The sequence below is a fragment of the Escherichia sp. SCLE84 genome (genome assembly GCF_012584495.1).
Classification (GTDB): Bacteria; Pseudomonadota; Gammaproteobacteria; order Enterobacterales; family Enterobacteriaceae; genus ECMA0423.
In genome coordinates this window covers 1,919,028-1,933,281 of the sequence record NZ_CP051430.1, presented here as the reverse complement: position 1 = coordinate 1,933,281, position 14,254 = coordinate 1,919,028, and the positions used below count along the sequence as shown (strand labels likewise).

The 14,254-nt window shown below is 50.0% G+C and carries 12 protein-coding genes and 1 pseudogene; 4 read left to right on the top strand and 9 right to left on the bottom strand.

From position 1 onward, the window contains the following. Positions 1-24: 24 nt before the first annotated feature. The 7 genes from pdeB to acrA form a co-directional block, all read right to left on the bottom strand. The gene (gene pdeB, locus HGD79_RS09585) at positions 25-1,575 is read right to left on the bottom strand and encodes a cyclic-guanylate-specific phosphodiesterase PdeB (protein WP_001364591.1); all 1,551 of its coding nucleotides are present in this window, start codon (positions 1,573-1,575) and stop codon (positions 25-27) included. Between the two features lie 163 nt (positions 1,576-1,738). Continuing rightward, positions 1,739-2,209, bottom strand: a complete 471-nt coding sequence (locus HGD79_RS09580; protein WP_000136192.1) for a YlaC family protein — start codon at positions 2,207-2,209, stop codon at positions 1,739-1,741. 115 nt (positions 2,210-2,324) lie between these two features. Next, positions 2,325-2,876, bottom strand: a complete 552-nt coding sequence (gene maa / locus HGD79_RS09575; protein WP_000102564.1) for a maltose O-acetyltransferase — start codon at positions 2,874-2,876, stop codon at positions 2,325-2,327. A 170-nt stretch (positions 2,877-3,046) separates the two neighbouring features. Continuing rightward, complete coding sequence (locus HGD79_RS09570; protein ID WP_001291435.1) at positions 3,047-3,265, bottom strand: HHA domain-containing protein; 219 nt, start codon at positions 3,263-3,265, stop codon at positions 3,047-3,049. Positions 3,266-3,290: 25 nt separating this feature from the next. Then, complete coding sequence (gene tomB, locus HGD79_RS09565; RefSeq protein ID WP_000344800.1) at positions 3,291-3,665, bottom strand: Hha toxicity modulator TomB; 375 nt, start codon at positions 3,663-3,665, stop codon at positions 3,291-3,293. Positions 3,666-4,210: 545 nt separating this feature from the next. Then, a complete protein-coding gene (gene acrB / locus HGD79_RS09560) occupies positions 4,211-7,360 on the bottom strand; it encodes an efflux RND transporter permease AcrB (RefSeq protein WP_001132469.1) in 3,150 nt (1,049 codons plus the stop codon). Positions 7,361-7,382: 22 nt separating this feature from the next. Then, positions 7,383-8,576 carry a multidrug efflux RND transporter periplasmic adaptor subunit AcrA gene (acrA, locus tag HGD79_RS09555; RefSeq protein ID WP_001295324.1) on the bottom strand — a complete coding sequence of 398 codons (1,194 nt, stop codon included), beginning with the start codon at positions 8,574-8,576 and terminating at the stop codon, positions 7,383-7,385. A gap of 141 nt (positions 8,577-8,717) precedes the next feature. Between acrA and acrR the strand changes: the two genes are divergently transcribed. From acrR to HGD79_RS26860, 3 genes and pseudogenes are all read left to right on the top strand, one after another. Next, a complete protein-coding gene (gene acrR, locus HGD79_RS09550; protein ID WP_000101737.1) occupies positions 8,718-9,365 on the top strand; it encodes a multidrug efflux transporter transcriptional repressor AcrR in 648 nt (215 codons plus the stop codon). 127 nt (positions 9,366-9,492) lie between these two features. After that, positions 9,493-12,855, top strand: coding sequence for a mechanosensitive channel MscK (mscK, locus tag HGD79_RS09545; protein ID WP_000177726.1), 3,363 nt, complete (start codon positions 9,493-9,495; stop codon positions 12,853-12,855). Between the two features lie 60 nt (positions 12,856-12,915). Then, positions 12,916-13,014: pseudogene (locus tag HGD79_RS26860) on the top strand (hypothetical protein); the annotation flags it as partial. A 52-nt stretch (positions 13,015-13,066) separates the two neighbouring features. Here HGD79_RS26860 and rsmS read toward each other — a convergent pair. Together rsmS and priC are read right to left on the bottom strand one after the other, a co-directional pair. Then, positions 13,067-13,228 carry a pleiotropic regulatory protein RsmS gene (gene rsmS, locus HGD79_RS09540; protein WP_000051146.1) on the bottom strand — a complete coding sequence of 54 codons (162 nt, stop codon included), beginning with the start codon at positions 13,226-13,228 and terminating at the stop codon, positions 13,067-13,069. 13 nt (positions 13,229-13,241) lie between these two features. Next, positions 13,242-13,769 carry a primosomal replication protein N'' gene (gene priC, locus HGD79_RS09535; protein WP_000844848.1) on the bottom strand — a complete coding sequence of 176 codons (528 nt, stop codon included), beginning with the start codon at positions 13,767-13,769 and terminating at the stop codon, positions 13,242-13,244. Between the two features lie 69 nt (positions 13,770-13,838). Here priC and HGD79_RS09530 point away from each other — a divergent pair, with 69 nt between their 5' ends. Beyond that, a complete protein-coding gene (locus HGD79_RS09530; RefSeq protein WP_001188905.1) occupies positions 13,839-14,216 on the top strand; it encodes a DUF454 family protein in 378 nt (125 codons plus the stop codon). Positions 14,217-14,254: the final 38 nt, after the last annotated feature.

The following is a 14,254-nucleotide window of genomic DNA, read 5'->3' as shown; positions in this document are numbered from 1 at the left end:
GCGGCGTGCCGTCAGCCCAAAAATTCACAAATGTTGCTCGGCCCAGCGTAAGAAATCTTCTTTCGGTAATGCCTTGCTGTAGAGCCAGCCCTGACCGTAGTGCACGCCATGCTGGCGTAGCCACTCTTCTTGTTTACTGGTTTCGATTCCCTCCGCTACCATTTTCAGTTTCAGTGTTTTTGCCATTTCGATGATATGCGGCGTGACATTTTTATATTCCAGCGCATCAACGAAAGATTTATCGATCTTCAGAATGTCGACATCCAGATCCTGTAAATAACTTAAACTTGAATATCCCGTACCAAAATCATCAAGATAAATTTCATGGCCCGCCTCCCGGTAGCGAGAAATTATCGGGGCGCTGGTTTTCGGATCGGCAAACTCGCGTTCAGTGAGTTCAAGCGCGATCTGTCTGGGATTAACCTGATAGTGATTGATCATTTCACGCAGCAATTGCGGGATTTTTTCCGAGGTGAGCACGGTGGATTCAAGATTGATCGAAATATGCTGCTGTGGATGCTGACGCAGCCAGTCGCCCATATCTTCAAAGGCGCTTCTTATAATCAGTAGCGTCAATGGCTCAGAAAGGCCCGTTTGCTGTGCCAGCGGAATAAAACTATCTGGTGACAACCAACTACCGTCTGTCTGCGGCCAGCGCGCCAGTGCCTCAGCACCGACAATTTTGCCATTGGCTAAGGAGACAATCGGCTGATAGTGCACGCAAATATCACGATTTTCGATAGCATCCTGCAGCCGATGATGCGGTGACTGGATACGGCGCAAAATACGCAGCACAAACATCGCTGCCAGCAGGCCAATCACCAACCCGAGCGGTAACCAAATAAAGACTTGCCGATGCCAGCCTTTCTGCAACATTTTCGTTGAAGCCCAGGTGATGATCGAAATATTCATCTCCGGGAAGGGCAGGATATCGTAAATGATTCCATTATTTTCGATATGCTCACCGGGTGTTTTTTGTAGCCTGGTAATAATTCCCTGAGCAATTTCATCGCTGCTGGTTATGACAACGTTATGGGCATTGCCAATAATGGCGGCATCAATTTGCCATGAGCTATAGGGAATGACATCAATAAAGGAAGCGGGGTCGATCATGACGACATAATGTGCCGTTCCCATGGCGACCATGTAACGGATAATGCCTAAATCGTTATGCGATGTTAACCAGACACGATAACCATCTTTCGAAATTTTACCTGGCTCGGGGAAGGTATCGGGCGGACTTTCATGCTCCAGAGACGAACACTGGGGAACGTTGTTATCGATATAAACCACTTCCTGAATATAGCGATAACTGTAAGATACCCGACGCATTTCCATGAGATGGGCTTCGCTACAGGCAGCGCCTTGCCATCTTTCCAGCTCTTGCAGCGCATCTTTCCCTTGTGTCGCCACCTTATTGGCCCGAATAGCGACGCGGGAGGAATAGGTATCCAGCTCTTCAATAAACGATGTTTCTACCTGCTGATGGGCCAGCCAGATGCTTAAGCCGACAGGCAGCAATACTGAAAGAATCAGTACTCCCGAAATAAGGCCGACCAGATGTCGTGTTCTCACCAGCATATCCTTATTAACACAGTGTAGGGAAAGTATATCTGATTGTGGAAAAAGGCTGGCAGGAGATAAGGAGGTAGAGCTGGTATTTCATGAAGTGATGGGTGGAAACGATCATTGTCATTTGACCAGGCGCAGAGCTTTACGCCTGGTATGTAACCCTAACTTAAGATGTTGATTCGGCGCGAGCGAGGGTAAAAATATCGTAAAAAGACAGTTCACCTTTACGGACGATCATTTTTTGCAGTTGTTCCTTATGAACATCCGCGACACGCGGAGAGTTCAAGATGGCTTCAACCAGCGCGGCAGGTACAAAGCGCGTGTTGTACCATTCGCCGTTATAGCAAACGCGGAAATCCAGCACGTCGATATCTTCATAGCGGTAGCGTGGGTAGACATCGAAAAAGAAGAAACCATTAAGCAGGATAAATAATACAACCAGTAGCCAGACAGAGCCTGACAGCGTTTCGGACTGCAACATCACCGCCAGGGTGGCAAAAAAAGCAACGTACATACCGATAAACAGCCCCGGATGTTTACGGATAAAACTGATACTAAAGCGGGGTTTGTTGTCGCGTTTTTCGCGGGTATTCAGAGACTCAATCGTTTCGGTCAGCAGGCGTTGTATTTCGGTCATCGTTTGCCTTCGTGGTATCTGCAACTTTCCAGGGAACACCCTATTTTAACGTGGGAATAGTAGAGGGGAAGTAACAGATTTACCACAATTTTGCATAACAGTTGCGAAAAACCGATTACAATTTTTTAATTATTCTGGCTGGATTACCGCCCACGACAACGTTGTCCGGGACATCTTTTGTGACAACTGCACCTGAGGCTACCACGACGTTATCACCAATGGTCACACCAGGGTTAATGACCGCGCGTCCGCCAATCCAGACGTTATTACCGATGGTGACGGGTTTCCCCAGTTCAGCACCGCTATTACGTGCTACAGGGTCGATGGGATGTGTTGCCGTGTAGATATGAACGCCTGGTGCCAACATACAGTTATCACCGATGCGAATAGGGCAGACATCAAGCATCACGCAATCGAAGTTGGCGAAAAAATTATTACCGAGAAAAATGTTATAGCCATAGTCACAGCGAAACGTTGGCTCAATATAAGCCTCTGTCACCTGACCGAATAGATCAGCGAGAATTTGCTGGCGTAATGTGTGCTCTTCCGCCAGGGAATGATTGTATCGGTGAATAAGCTGACGAGCGCGCAGGCGATCGCGAGATAACGTCTCATCTGCCGAGCGATACAACTCACCAGCAATCATCTTTTCTTTTTCTGTGCTCATTACTGACCTCCGGTTGCTGAAAATGCGGCAACACAGTAAGACGAAAAGTCAGTGAAGAGAACGTTCCCATTACATCTGTGTGATAAAGATCACATAGGGTATGTCTTCATGGTGAAAAGTATAAAATTCTTAATAAACAGCCGGTTATAGCTCCGAAAGCGAATTATTTATTAGCGAATAAATTTCCATACTGAGGAAGGGATCTTGTCGTATAGTTTATTCATGGTCAATTCGGCGAGGCGGTGATCTGCGGCTGAGTAAAATACCGCCAGTTCATTATCTGATAATTCGTATTTATTTTTCTCGATAACACGCTCCAGCGTGTCAATTGTCTGGCAACGACGTAAACGCATTAAATAATCGGTTTTCGTTAAAGGTTTTTCGGACATACTTCTACCCATGGTTGTAATAATTCTAACAAGATAAACTCGCAGGATTCTCTTTCGTCGCATTGACAAAACAACGGAATAGTCGATTACCTGACTTCCGCCATTTCTGAAGATCCTGCATATTAATACCATAACTGCTGAACAACATAAAGGTGTCATCCAGATATTCGTCGATCTGCTCAATGAGCTTATTGTCTTCATTATACTTAATTTTGTAATTAAGTGCGAAGGTCGCAATATGCTCAATCAGTTCATTCAACTGGAGGTTGATCGCCGAGGTTGGGTCGTTAACCCAGCCATGATTGCTTTCTTCAAGGTTTGCAAGACAGTCATGATACAGGGTTTCACAGAGAAACTTAAGCTGTGCGATATCATGTCTTTTGGGTGAGTATTCATCCATAACGCGTCCCCTTCTTAGTGGTTGAACTAACGGACACCTTTCGGGATGGAAAAAACTTACTGACCTGGACTTGCCCTCTCGTTTGTTAGCTTAACTATAAGCCACTCTTTGCAGGTTTTCATCGCATTATTACGAAAAATTACAATTAGGAAGGAATCGGGACAGGACTCACTTTTTCATACTAGCACTAACCCGCAGCAGGTAAAAGCAGTTTGCTCGAACTGTTCATAACATTTCAGGATTATCGCCAGATGAAATTGGTGACACTAATACCAGGATTGCTCTGAATATGACGTAATAACCGAGGAATGAATAAAGAATTACCGCAAATAATTAAGAATAGCCTCTAAATGATTATGGATTATTAAATCTATTAGCGCTACTTAATATAAATTAACTAACAATCAGTATTTTTTATGAATTTTATCCGTGGTTAATACTGGTTTTCGTATGAGATCCTGAGTTGGTGGTTCAATTACTCCTTAATGTTCGTAGGTTATGCATAAAAAAGGCCGCTTGCACGGCCTTAGTGATTACACGTTGTATCAATGATGATCGACAGTATGGCTGTGCTCGATATCTTCATTCTTGCGGCTAAAGCGGCGGCGAACCACCACAAAGAATACCGGAACGAAGAAGATTGCCAGTACCGTTGCGGTCACCATCCCGCCCATTACACCGGTACCTACTGCGTTCTGCGCGCCGGAACCAGCACCAGTACTGATAACCAGCGGCATAACGCCGAGGATAAACGCCAGCGAGGTCATCAGGATCGGACGTAAACGCATCCGCACTGCATCAAGCGTCGCTTCAATCAGACCTTTACCTTCTTTATCCATCAAGTCTTTGGCGAATTCGACGATAAGTATCGCGTTCTTCGCCGACAACCCAATGGTTGTGAGCAGGCCTACCTGGAAGTAAACGTCATTGGTCAGGCCACGGAAGGTGGCAGCCAGCAACGCACCGATAACCCCCAGCGGAACGACCAGCATAACGGAGAACGGAATCGACCAGCTCTCGTACAGCGCCGCCAGACACAGGAATACGACAATCAACGAAATCGCGTACAGTGAAGGTGCCTGGTTGCCGGAGAGGCGTTCCTGATAGGACATCCCCGTCCAGTCATAGCCAACACCGGTAGGCAGTTTGCTCGCCAGTTGTTCCATCAGCTCCATTGCTTCACCGGTACTTTTACCCGGTGCCGCCTGGCCTAAGATTTCCATGGATGGCAGGCCATTGTAACGTTCCAGACGCGGCGAACCGTACTCCCAACGAGAAGAGGAGAATGCCGAGAACGGCACCATCTGACCATCAGCAGCACGAACATACCAGTCGCCGATATCATCCGGCAGCATACGGTATTTCGCTTCTGACATGACGTAAACTTTCTTCACACGACCGCGGTCGATAAAGTCGTTCACATAGCTACCGCCCCATGCAGCGCCCAGAGTGGTGTTAATGTCATTGATAGAAACACCCAGCGCCTGCGCTTTTTCCTGGTCGATATCAATCTTAAACTGCGGGGTATCTTCCAGACCGTTTGGACGTACGCTGGTCAACATATCAGGGTGCTTCGCTGCTTCTGCAAGCAACTGGTTACGCGCCTGAGTCAGTTTTTCGTGACCAAGGCCAGCCTGGTCAATCAGCTCAAAGTCAAAGCCGGTTGCAGTACCCAGTTCCACGATTGCGGGCAGGTTAAAGGCGAAAACCATCGCATCTTTGATTTGCGAGAAAGCGCGTGTTGCACGCATGGTAATCGCTTCAACTTTGTTTTCTTCGCCCGGACGATCGGCCCAGTCCTTCAAGGAAACGAACGCAATACCGGTATTCTGACCACGTCCCGCAAAGCCGAAGCCGTTAACGGCGAACACCGACTCAACGTTGTTTTTTTCTTTGGTCAGATAGTAATGCGTTACCTCATTGAGCACTTTCTGCGTACGTTCCTGCGTTGCACCTGCTGGCAGCTGAACCATGGTCATAAATACGCCCTGGTCCTCATCTGGCAAGAAGGAGCTTGGCAGACGCACGAACAGATAGGCCATGCCGACCACGATGATCAGATACAGCACCAGGTAACGCCCCGTACTGCGCAGAATACCGCCTACGCTGTCGGTGTAGTGGTGCGTGCTCTTCTCGAACATGCGGTTAAACCAGCCGAAGAAGCCTTTTTTACCTTCCCCGTGATCGCCTTTGGCAATCGGTTTCAGCATGGTGGCACAAAGAGCCGGAGTCAGGATCAACGCTACCAGTACCGACAGCGCCATTGCTGAAACAATGGTAATAGAGAACTGACGATAGATAGCACCAGTAGAACCGCCAAAGAAGGCCATCGGTACGAATACCGCTGACAGTACCATCGCGATACCGACCAGAGCGCCCTGAATCTGCCCCATCGACTTACGGGTAGCTTCTTTTGGCGGCAAACCTTCTTCCGCCATAACACGCTCCACGTTTTCTACCACAACGATAGCGTCATCCACCAACAAGCCGATGGCGAGCACCATCCCGAACATTGTTAGCGTGTTTATCGAGAAGCCAAAGGCGGCAAGGACGGCAAAGGTCCCGAGCAATACCACCGGTACGGCAATGGTCGGAATCAACGTCGCGCGGAAGTTCTGCAGGAACAGATACATAACCAGGAACACGAGGATGATCGCTTCGACCAGCGTTTTAACCACTTCGTGAATAGAGATTTTCACGAACGGCGTGGTGTCGTACGGGTAAACAATTTTCAGACCCGACGGGAAGAACGGTTCCATCTTCGCCAGTTCAGCACGGATTGCCGCAGCGGTATCCAGCGCGTTTGCACCGGTCGCCAGCTTGATCCCCAGACCGGAAGCCGGTTGGCCGTTAAACTCTGCGATGATGTCGTAGTTCTCACCACCCAGCTCAATCTTCGCCACATCACGCAGCAGTACGCGGGAACCATCCTGATTCACTTTCAGCAGGATTTTGCCGAACTCTTCAGTAGAGGTCAGACGCGTCTGAGCAATAATAGAGGCGTTAAGCTGTTGGCCTTTCACCGGCGGCGTACCACCGAGCTGACCCGCCGCAACCTGGGCGTTCTGCGCTTTGATGGCGGTAATGACATCAACCGGCGTTAGCTGGAATTTGTTCAGCTCATTCGGGTTCATCCAGATACGCATCGCGTACTGTGAACCGAACAACTGAACATCACCCACGCCCGACGTACGGCTGATGGCATCTTTCATATTCGCCGCTACGTAGTCAGAGATATCCTCCTGCGTCATGGTGCCATCGGTGTTGATAACGCCGACAACCATCAGGAAGCTGCTGGATGATTTCTCAACGCTCACCCCTTGCTGCTGAACTTCTTGCGGCAGCAACGGCATCGCCAGCTGCAGTTTGTTCTGCACCTGAACCTGCGCGATATCCGCATCAGTACCAGACTCAAAGGTCAGGGTGATCTGCACGGTACCCGTGGAGTCACTGTTAGAGGACATGTACATCAGGTTATCGATACCGTTCATATTCTGTTCGATAACCTGTGTCACCGTGTCCTGCACTGTTTTCGCATCAGCGCCGGGGTAGGAGGCGGAGATCGTTACTGCCGGCGGTGCAATCGTAGGATATTGCGCCACCGGCAGTTTGAGGATCGCCAGCCCCCCTGCCAACATGATGATAATGGCGATCACCCACGCAAAAATCGGGCGATCGATAAAGAAATTAGGCATGTCTTAACGGCTCCTGTTTAAGTTAAGACTTGGACTGTTCAGGCTGAGCACCGCTTGCGGCTTGCTGGTTATTATCAGCGGTAACTTCTTGTGCTTTTACCTGGACACCAGGACGCACTTTCTGCAGCCCACTTATTACTACGCGATCGCCTGCTTTCAGACCTTCTGTCACCAGCCACTTATCGCCAATAGCCTGGCTTGCAACGATCGGACGGGTTTCCACTTTGTCATCCGCGCCAACTACCAGTACGGTGGCATCACCACGCGGCGTACGGGTTACGCCCTGTTGCGGGACTAAAATAGCGTTTGGATTAAGCCCTTCTTCCAGACGTGCGCGCACGAACATACCCGGCAGCAGAGTGTGATCCGGGTTCGGGAAGATAGCGCGTAGGGTGATAGACCCAGTGGTCTGATCAACGGTAACGTCAGAGAATTCCAGCGTACCGTCCTGCGGGAACTTAATGCCGTCACTGGTGATCAGCGACACTTTGGCTTTGCCGTTCTCTTGTTTCAGCGTGCCATTCGCCAGTTCCTGTTTCAGGCGCAGGAAGTCGTTGCTGGACTGGGTCACATCAACGTAGATCGGATCAAGTTGCTGCACGGTTGCCAGCGCAGTCGCCTGACCGTTCTGTACCAATGCGCCTTCCGTCACGTTCGACTTACCAATGCGACCGCTAATCGGAGAGGTGACTTTGGTGTAAGCCAGATTGATCCGCGCAGTTTCAACGGCAGCTTTCGCCGCAGTTACCGCAGCATTCGCCTGTTGCGCATCAGCCAGAGCCTGATCGTACTCTTGCTTACTGATGTACTGAGTACCGAGCAGTTTCTGATAACGATTCACCGTCAATTGCGCGATATTGGCTGCAGCCTGGGCTTTCGCCAGATCACCTTTCGCACTGTCGTATGTCGCCTGATAGGTCGCAGGATCAATCTGATAGAGAGAGACACCAGCTTCGATGTCGCTACCTTCTTTGAAATTACGCTTCAGGATAATCCCGCTAACTTGAGGACGAACTTCTGCGATCCGGTAGGCACTGGTGCGACCCGGAAGCTCGGTTGTGATCTGCAGAGGTTCAGTTTTGACTGTTACTACGCCAACGGCGGGCATCTGCTGGCCACCTTGTTGGGCCTGTTTGTCGTCACATCCTGTTAGGGCTAAGCTGCCTGAGAGCATCAGAACGACCGCCAGAGGCGTAAACCCTCTGTTTTTGTTCATATGTAAACCTCGAGTGTCCGATTTCAAATTGGTCAATGGTCAAAAGTTAATAAACCCATTGCTGCGTTTATATTATCGTCGTGCTATGGTACATACATTCACAAATGTATGTAAATCTAACGCCTGTAAATTCACGAACATATGGCACGAAAAACCAAACAAGAAGCGCAAGAAACGCGCCAACACATCCTCGATGTGGCTCTACGTCTTTTCTCACAGCAGGGGGTATCATCCACCTCGCTGGGCGAGATTGCAAAAGCAGCTGGCGTTACGCGCGGTGCAATCTACTGGCATTTTAAAGACAAGTCGGATTTGTTCAGTGAGATCTGGGAACTGTCAGAATCCAATATTGGTGAACTAGAGCTTGAGTATCAGGCAAAATTCCCTGGCGATCCACTCTCAGTATTAAGAGAGATATTAATTCATGTTCTTGAATCCACGGTGACAGAAGAACGGCGTCGATTATTGATGGAGATTATATTCCACAAATGCGAATTTGTCGGAGAAATGGCTGTTGTGCAACAGGCACAACGTAATCTCTGTCTGGAAAGTTATGACCGTATAGAACAAACGTTAAAACATTGTATTGAAGCGAAAATGTTGCCTGCGGATTTAATGACGCGTCGGGCAGCAATTATTATGCGCGGCTATATTTCCGGCCTGATGGAAAACTGGCTCTTTGCCCCGCAATCTTTTGATCTTAAAAAAGAAGCCCGCGATTACGTCGCCATCTTACTGGAGATGTATCTCCTGTGCCCCACGCTTCGTAATCCTGCCACTAACGAATAACCCTGAATCTGACTCCAGGATTTTTCCTGGACATTTTCGTCGTTGCTATTCTGGTTCACTGCGTCGTGATATTCTTGCGGTTTGACTTTTTCAGGTCGTTCTTCAGGTTCAGAAACCTTCATTCATCATGACTATGTTCCAGTATTACAAACGATCACGGCATTTTGTTTTTTCAGCATTTATTGCTTTTGTTTTTGTCTTGTTATGCCAGAACACGGCGTTTGCGCGGGCGTCATCGAATGGTGATCTGCCGACAAAAGCGGACCTGCAGGCGCAACTTGACTCACTAAATAAACAAAAAGATCTTTCTGCTCAGGACAAGCTGGTGCAGCAGGATCTGACAGATACATTAGCCACCCTCGATAAAATCGATCGCATAAAAGAAGAGACAGTTCAGCTACGGCAAAAAGTCGCTGAAGCGCCGGAAAAAATGCGCCAGGCGACCGCGGCGTTAACAGCACTTAGCGATGTCGATAACGACGAAGAAACGCGCAAAATTCTGAGTACGCTTTCGTTGCGCCAGCTGGAAACTCGCGTTGCCCAGGCGCTGGACGATTTGCAAAACGCACAAAACGATCTGGCGTCTTATAACAGCCAGCTGGTTTCGTTACAGACGCAGCCCGAACGCGTGCAAAATGCGATGTATAACGCTTCGCAGCAGCTGCAACAAATTCGCAGTCGTCTGGATGGGACTGATGTCGGCGAGACTGCCTTACGTCCCAGCCAGAAAGTGTTAATGCAGGCTCAGCAGGCGTTGCTGAATGCGGAGATTGACCAGCAGCGTAAAAGCCTGGAAGGGAACACCGTCTTGCAGGATACCTTGCAAAAGCAACGTGATTACGTGACGGCGAACAGCGCCCGTCTGGAGCACCAGTTGCAGCTGTTGCAAGAAGCGGTAAACAGCAAGCGCCTGACTTTAACTGAAAAAACGGCGCAGGAAGCCGTCTCCCCGGATGAAGCCGCGCGTATTCAGGCTAATCCGCTGGTGAAACAGGAACTGGAAATTAACCAGCAGTTAAGTCAGCGTCTGATTACCGCGACTGAAAACGGTAATCAGTTGATGCAGCAAAACATTAAAGTCAAAAACTGGCTGGAGCGGGCGCTGCAATCGGAACGCAATATTAAAGAGCAGATTGCCGTCCTGAAGGGCAGCCTGCTGTTGTCTCGTATCCTTTACCAGCAACAACAAACGCTGCCCTCGGCGGATGAACTGGAAAACATGACCAACCGCATCGCGGATTTGCGTCTCGAACAGTTTGAAGTTAACCAGCAGCGTGATGCACTCTTCCAGAGCGATGCGTTCGTCAACAAACTGGAAGAAGGTCACACCAACGAAGTCAACAGCGAAGTTCACGATGCGTTATTGCAAGTGGTTGATATGCGTCGCGAATTGCTGGATCAACTCAACAAACAGTTGGGTAACCAGCTGATGATGGCCATTAACCTGCAAATCAACCAGCAGCAGTTAATGAGCGTATCGAAAAACCTGAAATCCATCCTGACTCAGCAAATCTTTTGGGTGAACAGTAACCGTCCAATGGACTGGGACTGGATCAAAGCGTTCCCGCAAAGCCTGAAAGATGAATTTAAGTCGATGAAAATCACGGTGAACTGGGAAAAAGCCTGGCCTGCCGTTTTTATCGCTTTCCTCGCCGGTTTGCCGCTGCTGTTGATTGCCGGGCTGATCCACTGGCGTCTGGGCTGGCTGAAAGCGTATCAACAGAAACTGGCTTCCGCTGTGGGTTCCCTGCGTAACGATAGCCAGCTCAACACACCAAAAGCGATCCTTATCGACCTGATCCGCGCGCTGCCGGTGTGCCTGATTATTCTCGCGGTTGGCCTGATTCTGTTGACCATGCAGCTCAACATCAGCGAACTGCTATGGTCGTTCAGTAAAAAACTGGCGATTTTCTGGCTGGTGTTTGGCCTGTGCTGGAAGGTACTGGAGAAAAATGGCGTTGCCGTGCGTCACTTCGGCATGCCGGAGCAGCAGACCAGCCACTGGCGTCGGCAAATTGTCCGCATCAGTCTCGCGTTGCTGCCTATCCATTTCTGGTCTGTGGTGGCAGAACTTTCCCCGCTGCATCTGATGGATGATGTGCTGGGGCAGGCGATGATTTTCTTCAACCTGCTGCTGATTGCCTTCCTGGTATGGCCAATGTGCCGCGAAAGCTGGCGTGATAAAGAGTCGCACACCATGCGACTGGTCACCATTACCGTGCTGTCGATTATCCCGATTGCATTGATGGTGCTGACTGCCACGGGTTATTTCTACACCACGCTGCGCCTCTCCGGGCGTTGGATTGAAACCGTTTATCTGGTGATCATCTGGAACTTGCTCTACCAGACGGTATTGCGCGGCTTAAGCGTAGCGGCGCGGCGTATCGCCTGGCGTCGTGCGCTGGCGCGTCGGCAGAATCTGGTGAAAGAGGGCGCAGAAGGTGCCGAACCGCCGGAAGAACCCACCATTGCACTGGAACAGGTTAACCAGCAGACGCTGCGTATTACCATGTTGCTGATGTTTGCGCTGTTCGGTGTCATGTTCTGGGCAATTTGGTCCGATTTGATCACCGTGTTCAGCTATCTCGACAGCATCACGCTCTGGCATTACAACGGCACTGAAGCTGGCGCTGCGGTGGTGAAAAACGTCACCATGGGCAGTCTGTTGTTTGCGATTATCGCCTCAATGGTGGCCTGGGCGTTGATTCGCAACCTGCCTGGTTTACTGGAAGTGCTGGTGCTCTCGCGACTGAATATGCGTCAGGGCGCGTCGTATGCCATTACTACCATCCTTAACTACATCATTATTGCCGTTGGTGCGATGACGGTGTTCGGATCGCTGGGCGTCTCTTGGGATAAACTCCAGTGGCTGGCCGCAGCATTATCCGTAGGTCTTGGTTTTGGTTTACAAGAAATTTTCGGTAACTTCGTCTCCGGTTTGATCATTCTGTTCGAACGTCCGGTGCGTATTGGCGATACGGTAACCATTGGTAGCTTCTCGGGGACGGTAAGTAAGATCCGTATTCGTGCGACAACGATTACCGATTTCGATCGCAAAGAAGTGATCATCCCGAACAAAGCGTTTGTTACCGAGCGTCTGATCAACTGGTCGTTGACTGACACTACTACGCGTCTGGTGATCCGTCTCGGCGTGGCCTATGGCTCCGATCTGGAAAAAGTGCGTAAAGTGTTACTGAAGGCGGCGACTGAGCACCCAAGGGTGATGCACGAACCAATGCCGGAAGTCTTCTTTACGGCGTTTGGTGCCAGCACGTTGGATCATGAGCTGCGTCTGTATGTGCGTGAACTGCGTGACCGTAGTCGTACTGTCGATGAGCTGAACCGTACTATCGATCAGCTGTGCCGTGAAAACGACATCAACATTGCCTTTAACCAGCTTGAAGTGCATCTGCACAACGAGAAGGGCGATGAGGTGACGGAAGTCAAACGCGACTACAAAGGCGATGACCCGACGCCAGCGGTAGGGTAATAACCAAAGGGGGCGACATTTAGTTGCCCCGAGATTACTGACAAAGTGCGCGTTGTTCATGCCGGATGCGGCGTGACCGCCTTATCCGGCCTACGAAACCGCAAGAATTCAATGTATTGCAGGAGCGGTGTAGGCCTGATAAGCGTAGCGCATCAGGCAGTTTTGCGTTTGCCCACAATCTTAGGGGACATTTAGCGGCCCCATTTATTTCTCACTTTTCCGCCTCATCATCGCGCGTTAATTTCTTTTCATAATCGCGTTTTACAATATCCAGCGCGCGCAGCACGGTGCGGGCTGGGATCTGATTTTCTTCCAGCAGCACAATCAAATCGACAGCCAGTTTGACATCGTCAGGGGCATTTTCCAGTGACATACTCTCTCCATTGCTAGCGGGTTAAGCGCGCTAGCCTGTTTTCGATTTTTTCCAGCGCATGGCGGCAGCGTGCCAGGCGCGCTTCATAGGCTTCCACTTCACGATGCAGCGTTTGCTGTTCCACGAGATCGGTCACCCGCGCCAGGCGGGCTCTGCGTTCGGCAACCATCTCACGTAGCCGCCGCTCAAAATCCTGATGCTGAATACGTTTACGCTGCCAGCGGGCAATTTTCGGTGGCGCACTGTCCCACTCGCGCAATGACCAGGCGGAGGCTTCACGCGCGATGGCTTCCAGTTGTGCCGCCAGATGTTCCGCCAGCCAGGCCACTTGCGGCAGCTGTTGCTGCTCAACTGCATGACGAAGCGCAGCCAGATTATCGCCCGCCTCATCGAGACAAGCCTGCAGTGTTGTCGCACGGGTTTGAAAAAGGTGTCTGTCAAAACGGGCACTTAGCGTGGCAAATTGCGCTACCGGGGCACAACGCTGACGCAGCGTAGCGAGCTGTCCTTCCAGTTTTTCCAGCAGCAGGGCGGTTTTCACGATAAGACCTCAATGAAAATGATAATTGTTATGCTAAAGTAGCCACTCTGTAAGCTGACAACACTCAATATGCAACGAATCATTTTAATCATCATTGGCTGGCTGGCGGTAGTGCTGGGTACGCTGGGCGTGGTATTACCGGTATTACCGACGACGCCGTTTATCCTGCTGGCGGCCTGGTGCTTTGCCCGTTCTTCCCCGCGCTTTCACGCCTGGTTGCTGTACCGCTCATGGTTTGGCAGCTATCTACGTTTCTGGCAGAAACATCATGCGATGCCGCGCGGCGTCAAACCGCGGGCGATTTTGCTTATTTTGCTCACGTTTGCCATTTCTCTGTGGTTCGTCCAGATGCCATGGGTGCGCATCATGTTGCTGGTAATTCTCGCCTGTTTGCTTTTCTATATGTGGCGAATTCCGGTGATTGATGAAAAGCAAGAAAAGCACTGAAGCACAACAATCGCAGTTGCAATTATTGCGTACAGCCA

What these genes read in the sequence shown, in the direction of transcription:
- HGD79_RS09580 (WP_000136192.1), bottom strand. Translation starts at nt 2,209, where the DNA reads ATGACCGAAATACAACGCCTGCTGACCGAAACGATTGAGTCTCTGAAT.
- maa (WP_000102564.1), bottom strand. Translation starts at nt 2,876, where the DNA reads ATGAGCACAGAAAAAGAAAAGATGATTGCTGGTGAGTTGTATCGCTCG.
- HGD79_RS09570 (WP_001291435.1), bottom strand. Translation starts at nt 3,265, where the DNA reads ATGTCCGAAAAACCTTTAACGAAAACCGATTATTTAATGCGTTTACGT.
- tomB (WP_000344800.1), bottom strand. Translation starts at nt 3,665, where the DNA reads ATGGATGAATACTCACCCAAAAGACATGATATCGCACAGCTTAAGTTT.
- acrB (WP_001132469.1), bottom strand. Translation starts at nt 7,360, where the DNA reads ATGCCTAATTTCTTTATCGATCGCCCGATTTTTGCGTGGGTGATCGCC.
- acrA (WP_001295324.1), bottom strand. Translation starts at nt 8,576, where the DNA reads ATGAACAAAAACAGAGGGTTTACGCCTCTGGCGGTCGTTCTGATGCTC.
- acrR (WP_000101737.1), top strand. Translation starts at nt 8,718, where the DNA reads ATGGCACGAAAAACCAAACAAGAAGCGCAAGAAACGCGCCAACACATC.
- mscK (WP_000177726.1), top strand. Translation starts at nt 9,493, where the DNA reads ATGACTATGTTCCAGTATTACAAACGATCACGGCATTTTGTTTTTTCA.
- rsmS (WP_000051146.1), bottom strand. Translation starts at nt 13,228, where the DNA reads ATGTCACTGGAAAATGCCCCTGACGATGTCAAACTGGCTGTCGATTTG.
- HGD79_RS09530 (WP_001188905.1), top strand. Translation starts at nt 13,839, where the DNA reads ATGCAACGAATCATTTTAATCATCATTGGCTGGCTGGCGGTAGTGCTG.